The organism is Arthrobacter sp. H41, assembly GCF_000520535.1.
Classification (GTDB): Bacteria; Actinomycetota; Actinomycetes; order Actinomycetales; family Micrococcaceae; genus Arthrobacter_D.
On sequence record NZ_KI914760.1, the window covers coordinates 1 to 9099 of the forward strand.

Sequence of the window (9099 nt, forward strand, 5' to 3'; positions counted from 1 at the left end):
ACTTCCCGAGGTGAACACCGGTTTCTCCATGAGTTAGGCAATACGGTTCCAATGGTGGCGCTTCAGGAGCCGGTTCAGCTCGGCGGAGGCCGGTTTACCTGCCCATCCCAGAAGCTTACGGTACGCCGCGACAAGCCACCGGCGTTGTTTCGGCCCAAAGTACTCAGGCATTTCTGCTATATGCCGGTCTTATGCCGGAAAGCGCATGATCGGCGGCCCGGGGAGGGGCTTCCCGCCGAGGTAGCCTGTGAAACATGGCGATCCGGGTGCTGGCAGTCGGCCGAAAACATGAGAGCTGGGTAGTCGAGGGGATTGCACGCTACGAAAAACGTCTCAAGAAACCCTTCGATCTTAAGTGGCAGTTCCTCCCGCACTCCTCCCGCGAAGGCGATCCGGCACGGAAAGAGGAGTCCGAACGCCTGATTCCCAAGCTTTCAGGGAACGACTTCGTGGTGTTGCTCGATGAGCGCGGAAAAGCGATCGATTCCCCGGCCCTTTCCCGGGTGCTGCTGCGTCCCCTGAATTCCTCACGCGGCGTCACCATCATCATCGGGGGAGCCTACGGGGTGGCCGCCGGGGTACACGCCCGCGCGGATTTTGTCTGGTCCCTGTCTCCACTGGTGTTTCCCCACCAACTGGTCCGGCTCATCCTGGCGGAGCAGGTGTACCGGGCGCAGGAAATCGCGGGGGGTCGCTCGTACCATCACGAATAGCCGAATCACATCAGTCACTTTTGTAACAATTGCATGATCAAATGCCGAGGCGAGTGCCTTGCCACCTGGACGGGGACCCGCCCGACCCTAAGGTGATGCTATGAACAATCTGGTTCTCATCCCGCGCCACGTCCTGGCTGGAACAGCACTCGGCGCCGTCATCCTTCTGAGCGGCTGCGGAACACTCGGCAGTGGGAGCGAGCCGGCAGGGGCAGCATCCCCCGGGGAATCCGGAAACGCGGAAACCAGCACCTCGGCAGCGGCCGAGCCCGCGGCCGCTGCGTCGAACGTTCCGTCGGTCGTCGCGACGAACACGCAGGAAGCGGAGCCGGGCGCTGAACCGTCAACCGCACCAAGCCAGGAACCGAGCACTGAAGGAAGCATCGAACCCGAGCCGTCCGCGGGGGCACCGTCGCCGTCGTCGGACGCTGTTCCCGCCCCCGTTGAACCAGCCGCCGGCGGCACCTGCACCGCCGCCATGCTGACCGGCAGGATCGACACCGTTCCCGGCGCGGCCGGCATGGGGAAGGTGTACCGATCGATCGTGCTCACCAACACCTCGTCGGCACCCTGCACGACCGTCGGTTTCCCCGGGGTTTCCGCCGTGACGGCCGAGGGCGACCAGATCGGCCTCCCGGCGGACCGCGACGACTCCCGGCTGACGGTTCTCACCCTCGCCCCCGGGGCCTCCGCCACGGCAACCCTCAAACAGGGCAGCGGGCAGAACTATGGTGCCGACTGCGGGACGACGCCGGTAGCAGGGCTCCGTGTCTACCCGCCCGGCGCCACTGATTCTCTCGTGCTGGAGCAGCACGGTGAAGCGTGCTCGGCGACATCGATCGTCCTCATGACCGTGGGAACACTGCAGCCCGCACAGTAGCCCCGAGGGCAGTGCCCCGGAGGCAGGCTCCCCCGGCGGCTTGGAACCTCCCGGCGGTCGGAAAATGTCAGTGCGCCGGGGGATGATGGTCGGGTGACTGAGGTGCTGGATAAATTCACGCCCGCAACCCGGAAGTGGTTCGCGGGTGCCTTCGCTGCGCCCACTCCGGCGCAGGAGGGTGCCTGGAATGCCATTTCCGCCGGGTCCAATGCCCTCGTCGTCGCTCCGACCGGTTCCGGCAAGACGCTGGCGGCATTCCTGTGGGCGCTCGACCGGCTGATGGCGACCGGTGACCCTGCACCTGCGACCGCTGCGTCGACCGGCGGCCCCAAGGCGGGCGATCGCACAGCCGGTGATCGCACGGCCGGTGATGCCACGGCGGACAAGAAGCCGAAGCGGACCACCCGCGTCCTCTACATCTCCCCGCTCAAGGCACTCGGTGTCGATGTCGAACGGAACCTCCGGGCACCCCTGATCGGTATCACCCAGACGGCCAAGCGGCTCGGCCTTCCCGCGCCGGCCATCACCGTGGGGGTCCGTTCCGGGGACACCCCGCAGGCAGAACGCCGCTCCATGCTCACCCGTCCGCCGGACATCCTGATCACCACTCCCGAGTCGCTCTTCCTGATGCTGACGTCCAAGGCGCGGGAGACCCTGCTGGAAGTGGATACCGTCATTCTCGACGAGGTGCACGCGGTGGCCGGAACCAAACGCGGCGCCCACCTTGCCGTCTCGCTGGCCCGGCTCGACGCCCTCCTCGACAACCCGGTGCAGCGCATCGGCCTGTCGGCAACGGTGGAGCCGCAGGAAACGGTTGCACGCTTCCTCTCGGGGAACGCCCCCGTGAAGATCGTCGCTCCTCCGTCGAAGAAGCAGTGGGACCTGACCGTCACGGTGCCGGTCGAGGACATGACGGAGCTCGGCGGTGCTGCCTCCACCGACGACGACGGCGAGGCGACGCCCCAGGCGAGCATCTGGCCGCACGTCGAGGAGAAGATCGTCGACCTGATCGAGGCCAATCGTTCCACGATCGTGTTCGCCAACTCCCGGCGGCTCGCGGAACGGCTGACGGCGCGGCTCAACGAAATTTCCGAGGAACGACGGGAACGTGATGCCGTCTGGACGGGCCCGACCGGGGATGAACCGGCTGCAGGGCGACCGGTGGCTGAAAAGCCGACGACGAAACAGCCGTCGCGTCCGCCCGCCGAGGTGATGGCGCAGGCCGGCCAGACCAAGGGCGGTGAAGCGCTCCTGGCGCGTGCCCACCACGGTTCGGTGTCGAAGGACCAGCGTGCCCTGATCGAGGACGACCTGAAGTCGGGGCGGCTGCGGTGCGTCGTGGCCACCAGTTCCCTCGAGCTCGGCATCGACATGGGTGCCGTGGACCTCGTGGTGCAGGTCGAATCCCCGCACTCGGTGGCCAGCGGCCTGCAGCGCGTGGGCCGTGCCGGGCACCAGGTGGGCGAGGTGTCGCAGGGCGTCCTTTTTCCCAAGCACCGGGGGGACCTGGTGAACACCACGGTGACCGTGGAGCGCATGCTGGCCGGCCGCATCGAGCCGCTCTACATCCCCACCAATCCCCTCGACATCCTCGCCCAGCAGACGGTTGCCGCGGCGGCACTCGGAACCATCGACGTCGAGGAGTGGTTCGACGTCGTCCGCCGTTCCGCGCCCTTCGCCACGCTTCCCCGTTCCGCATTCGACGCGACGCTCGATCTCCTGGCCGGCCGCTACCCCTCCGACGAGTTCGCGGAACTGCGTCCCCGCATCATCTGGGACCGGGTGGAAGGCAGCATCACGGGGCGTCCCGGTGCCCAGCGCCTCGCCGTGACCTCGGGAGGCACCATTCCCGACCGCGGACTGTTCGGGGTGTTCCTGGTCGGTTCCGCGGGTGAGGGGCCGAAGGCGGGCGGCCGGCGGGTGGGCGAGCTCGACGAGGAGATGGTGTACGAATCGCGGGTGGGCGACGTGTTCGCGCTGGGTGCCACGAGCTGGCGAATCGAGGAGATCACGCACGACCGCGTGCTGGTTTCCCCCGCCTTCGGGCAACCCGGCAAGCTTCCGTTCTGGAAGGGCGATTCGCTGGGCCGGCCGGTGGAACTGGGTCGCGCGCTCGGCGCCTTCGTCCGTGAGATGTCCGGGGCCACTCCGGAGAAGGCCCGGGAGAGGTGCAGCCGGATCGGGCTCGACGACTGGGCCTCCGGCAACCTCATCACCTACCTCACCGAGCAGCGGGAAGCCACCGAGGTGGTGCCCAATGACCGCACCCTGGTGGTCGAGCGTTTCCACGATGAGCTGGGCGACTGGCGGGTTGTCCTGCACAGCCCCTTCGGCATGCCGGTCCACGCGCCGTGGGCGCTTGCGGTGGGCGCACGCCTCCAGCAGCGCTATGGAATGGACGGCTCCGCCATGGCCTCCGACGACGGCATCGTGCTGCGGGTGCCGCTCATGGAGGACGAACCGCCGGGAGCCGACCTGTTCCTGTTCGACGCCGAGGAACTGGACGGCATCGTGACGGCGGAGGTCGGCGGGTCGGCACTGTTCGCCTCGCGCTTCCGGGAGTGCGCCGCACGGGCGCTGCTTCTCCCGCGGCAGAACCCGAGCAAGCGGACCCCTCTCTGGCAGCAGCGCCAACGCTCTGCGCAGTTGCTCGACGTCGCGAAGAAGTACCCAACGTTCCCGATCGTCCTCGAGACCGTCCGAGAGTGCCTGCAGGATGTCTATGACCTCCCGGCGCTGAAGGAGCTCGCCTCCTCCCTCGAGCGGCGTGAACTGCGGATGATGGAAGTGACCACACAGCAGCCCTCCCCCTTCGCCCGCTCGATGCTGTTCGGGTACGTGGCGTCCTTCCTGTACGAGGGGGATTCCCCGCTCGCCGAACGCCGGGCCGCTGCGCTCTCCCTCGACCCGACCCTGCTCAATGAACTGCTGGGACGCGCCGAACTGCGCGAGCTCCTCGACGCCGGCGTCATCGCGGAGACGGAGCGCGAACTTCAGCGCCTGCGCCCGGACCGGCTGGCGCGCGGGCTCGAGGGTGTCGCCGACCTGCTTCGCCTGCTGGGGCCGCTGACCGCCGGGGAGATCGCCGAGCGGCTCGAGGAGCCCGTCCGTGCCGACGCGGACCCGGTGGCGGACGGCGTCGACCGGTTCTCCGATGTCCCTGCCCCCGACACTCCGCGGGCGTCCCCCGAAACCGTGGTCGGCCATGTCACAGCGCTGGTCCGGGCGAACCGGGCCCTCGTGGTCAACATCTCCGGGGTGGAACAGGTTGCAGCGGTCGAGGATGCAGCACGTCTCCGCGATGCCCTCGGCGTGCCGCTGCCCATGGGCATCCCCCTCGCATTCATCGAGCCCGTGGCTGATCCGCTGGGTGACCTCGTGGGTCGCTACGCCCGCACGCACGGTCCCTTCACCGCCGCCGAGGCGGCTTCCCGGCTGGGACTGGGGGTCGCCGTCGTCGCCGGCGCACTCCAGCGGCTGGCCGGGAACGGCCGGGTGGTGGAGGGCGAGTTCCGTCCCGCCGAATCCGTGCCCGCTCCCGAACCGGGGAGGACCACCATCGTCCATCCGGCCGCGCCGAGCGAATGGTGCGATACCGAGGTGCTGCGGCGGCTCCGGCGTCGTTCGCTTGCCGCGCTTCGTCAGGACGTCGAGCCGGTGGACCCTGCAGCGTACGGCAGGTTCCTGCCCGCCTGGCAGCATGTGGGCTCGGGTCTGCGCGGGCTCGACGGCGTGGCCACGGTGGTCGACCAGCTCTCCGGTGTGCCCATCCCCGCGTCGGCGTGGGAACCCCTCGTGCTCGGCCAGCGGGTGGCAAACTACTCGCCGGCGATGCTCGACGAGCTCACCGCGACCGGTGAGGTGGTGTGGTCGGGCGCCGGTTCACTCGCCGGCAATGACGGCTGGATCGCCCTGCACCTCGCAGAGAACGCACCGCTGACGCTCCGCCCCGACCCGGCTTTCGAGCCCACCGCCCTTCACACCTCGCTGCTGGAACTCCTCGAGGGCGGCGGCGGTTTCTTCCTGCGCCAACTGGCGAACCTCCTCCCCGCCCAGGACGCGCCGTCCGAACCCGAGGTGGTGACCGCCCTCTGGGACCTCGTGTGGGCGGGACGGATCAGCAATGACACGTTCACGCCCGTGCGCGCACTGCTGGCCAACGGAAAGACGGCCCACAAGCAGCGGGCCGCCCCGCCCCGTGCCCGGTCATCCCGTCCAGGGCGGCTCGGCCGTGCTCCCGGGAAGTCACTGACCGGCAGCTCGATGCGCCTTCAGTCGGGGTCCGACGGCGGCGGCTATCAGCGCACCACGCCCTCGCTCGCCGCGGGCCGGTGGAACCTGCTGCCGCAGCTCGAAGGGGGAACCACGGTGCACGCGCATGCAACGGCTGAGCTGCTGCTCGACCGGTACGGGGTGGTGACGCGCGGCGCCGTGGGCAGTGAGGGAATCCCGGGTGGCTTCGGCCTGATGTACAAGGTGCTGGCCCGCCTCGAAGAGATGGGGCGATGCCGCCGGGGCTACTTCATCGAGCACCTCGGCGCAGCACAGTTCGCTGTTCCTGCGACGGTGGACCGGCTGCGCTCCTTCAGTGCCGACAACCAGCCGGCAGCCCCGCTGGACAACCTCGGAGCATCGGGCGCTCCGCTGCAGGCGGTCGCGCTGGCCGCCACCGATCCGGCCAATCCTTACGGCGCGGCGCTCCCCTGGCCCTCCGCGGACGGCGGGCACCGTGCAGGGCGGAAGGCAGGTGCCCTCGTGGTCCTGGTGGACGGAGCGCTGTCGCTCTATGTCGAGCGCGGAGGAAAGACCCTGCTGGCGTTCACCGAGGACCCTGCAACGCTCGAATCAGCCGCATCTGCACTCGTTTCGATCATCCGGCGGGGTGCTGCCGAAAAAATGGCACTCGAAAAAGTGAACGGTGGGGAGATCCTCGACACCGACGTGGGCAGGGCCCTGGCTGGAGCCGGTTTCTATACGACTCCGAGGGGACTGAGGATCCGTGCCTGAGGGTGACACCGTCTGGCGTGCGGCGCGCGAGCTCAATAAGGCCCTTGCCGGCAGGGAACTGACGCGATGCGATATCCGGGTGCCTCGATTCGCCACTGTCGACTTCACTGGCGACACCGTGCAGGACGCCGTGGCGCGCGGGAAGCATCTCCTTATCCGCGGCGGCGGGAACGATGGGTGGGACATTCATTCCCACCTGAAGATGGAGGGCCTCTGGCATGTCTACGGGCACGGGGAGAAATGGCGGCGGCCGGCCTTCAAGGCGCGCTGCATCCTGGAGACCAGCGAGTCGGTGGTCGTGGGCTTCGAACTCGGTTTCCTGCGGGTGATGCCCCGTGCAGAGGAGGACGACGCCGTCGGGTACCTCGGCCCGGACCTGCTGGGGCCCGACTGGGATCCGGAGGAGGCGCTGCGCCGTTTGTCCGCCGAGCCGGACCGGCCCATCGGGCTCGCCCTGCTGGACCAGCGGAACCTCGCAGGCATCGGCAACGTATACCGCTGCGAACTGTGCTTCCTGGCCGGCGTCCATCCGCTGACCCCCGTGTCCCGGGTCCGCAACCTCCCCCGGATGGTGGAGCTCGCAAGGAAATTGCTCGAGGCGAACAAGCTCCGTAGCACCCGGGCAACCACGGGTCAGTTGAGGGGCAACAATCTGTGGGTCTACGGGCGCTCCCACCGCGGCTGCCTGCGCTGCGGTACGCCCGTCACCCTTGAACAGCTGGGCGACAACGACCTCGAACTGCGCGACCTTTACTATTGTCCGCACTGCCAGCCGGCGCCGGCTGAAGCTTGAAGGCCCGTAGGCCCGTAGGCTTGGAGGGTGATGAAATCCCCGCTGCCCGTGCGAAACGGCGTCAACGCAACGCGCCTGCGACTCCCGGACGAAGGGCCCTGGAAGACGGCGCTCGAGTACATCCTCGACCGTTTTGACCATGTGAACCCGAGGGGCATCGGCGAGCGTTTCGACCGTGGGGAGGTGGTGGCGCTCGGCGGGGCGGTCCTGTCGCGCGAGACCCCTCTGACGGACCACACCTTCGTCTGGTACTACCGTGAACTGCCCGTCGAGCAGCGGCTCCCCGTCGAGATCACCATCCTCCACCAGGACGAGAACCTCCTCGTCGTGGACAAACCGCATTTCCTGCCGACCACTCCGGGCGGCATGTACGTTGCGGAGTCCGCGCTCGTGCGCCTGCGCGTCCAGCTGGGAATTCCCGACCTCATCCCCATGCACCGGCTCGACCGGATGACGGCCGGCATCCTTCTGTTCTCCGTCAACCCGGAAACCCGGGGCAATTACCAGCTGCTCTTCGAGAACCGGCGGATCACCAAGGAATACGAGGCGGTTGCCCCGGTGCGGCCCGAGTTGAACCTCGGGAACGAACCGCTGACCGTGCGCAGCAAGATCGTCAAGTCCCGCACCTATCTGCTGGCCCAAAAAGTGGAGGGCGAGGCAAACACCGAAACCACCATCAGCCTGCTGGAGCAGCATGCGGCCCCTCAGGGGACGGTGGGACGCTACCGGCTGCAGCCCCACACGGGGAAGACCCACCAGTTGCGCCTGCACATGGCCGGCCTCGGTCTCGGAATAATGAACGACCCCTTCTATCCGGTACTTCACCCCCAGCAGCCGGACAACTACGACGAGCCGCTGCAGCTTCTTGCGAAAAGCATTGCCTTCACTGATCCCCTGAGCGGTGCTGAGTCCTTCTTCGAGTCGTCCCTGCAGCTTTCCGGCTTCGCCTGAGGCCTCGGCCTGCCAGTACCCGGGCGGTACATTGGAACTGTGGAACTGCCCGGTGCCGACATTCCAACATCCCTCTACCTCCTCCTCATGTTCGCCGTCATCTTCGTGGACGTAGTGTTCCCGATCGTGCCCTCGGAACTCATGGTGATCGCGGCCGGCACCATGGCTTCCCACGGTGCACTGTTCCTGCCGGTCGCGGTTTTAGTTGCGATGGCCGGAAGCTGGCTGGGGGACCTCGCACTGTTCCTGCTCTTCCGCCGCCGCCTCACCCATTGGCTGGACCGTTTCCGCTGGGGACGATCCGTTCACCGCGGGTTGCGGGGAGCAGTGGAAAAGGCCGGCAAGTCGCCCACCTATGCCGGCCTGGTGGCCGTCCGGTTCCTTCCCGGCGGGCGGACGGCGAGCGTCGCCGCTGCAGGGATCGCCGAGGTCGCCCTCAAGCCCTTTATGGTCGCCACGGCCATCGGGGCCGTGATGTGGGCCGGTTGGCTGCTGGGTCTGGGATACCTCACCGGGGCGACGACGGGGCTGCCGCTGTGGATGAGTGCCCTCCTCGGGATGCTGGTCGGTACGCTGGTGGGGGCGGTGACCGCTGCTGTCCTCGCGGTCAAACAACATCGGAAGGTCAGAAACACCAATGAGCACCCCGCAGAATAAGGGACCCAGGCTGCCGCACGCACCGTCCTCCCCGCCCGCGGGCTCAACGGCCGAGACTACTGCACCTTCCGGGACCGATTCATCGGAGGACGAATCGG

General features: G+C 67.9%; 6 protein-coding genes. All 6 read left to right on the forward strand.

Going from position 1 to position 9099, the window contains the following annotated elements:
* Window positions 1-254: 254 nt before the first annotated feature.
* On the forward strand, window positions 255-713 hold the full coding sequence (locus Y705_RS0101850) for a 23S rRNA (pseudouridine(1915)-N(3))-methyltransferase RlmH (protein WP_026531619.1): 459 nt from the start codon (window positions 255-257) through the stop codon (window positions 711-713).
* A 100-nt stretch (window positions 714-813) separates the two neighbouring features.
* Entirely contained in the window at window positions 814-1593 is a 780-nt protein-coding gene (locus Y705_RS16630; protein ID WP_049822119.1) for a DUF4232 domain-containing protein, read from the forward strand.
* A gap of 93 nt (window positions 1594-1686) precedes the next feature.
* On the forward strand, window positions 1687-6600 hold the full coding sequence (locus Y705_RS0101860; RefSeq protein WP_026531620.1) for a DNA glycosylase AlkZ-like family protein: 4914 nt from the start codon (window positions 1687-1689) through the stop codon (window positions 6598-6600).
* Complete coding sequence (locus tag Y705_RS0101865; protein ID WP_026531621.1) at window positions 6593-7393, forward strand: Fpg/Nei family DNA glycosylase; 801 nt, start codon at window positions 6593-6595, stop codon at window positions 7391-7393. The genes Y705_RS0101860 and Y705_RS0101865 overlap by 8 nt, the downstream gene beginning before the upstream one ends.
* Window positions 7394-7423: 30 nt before the next feature.
* Window positions 7424-8344, forward strand: coding sequence for an RluA family pseudouridine synthase (locus Y705_RS0101870; protein WP_026531622.1), 921 nt, complete (start codon window positions 7424-7426; stop codon window positions 8342-8344).
* Window positions 8345-8383: 39 nt separating this feature from the next.
* Window positions 8384-9001, forward strand: a complete 618-nt coding sequence (locus Y705_RS0101875) for a DedA family protein (RefSeq protein WP_026531623.1) — start codon at window positions 8384-8386, stop codon at window positions 8999-9001.
* Window positions 9002-9099: the final 98 nt, after the last annotated feature.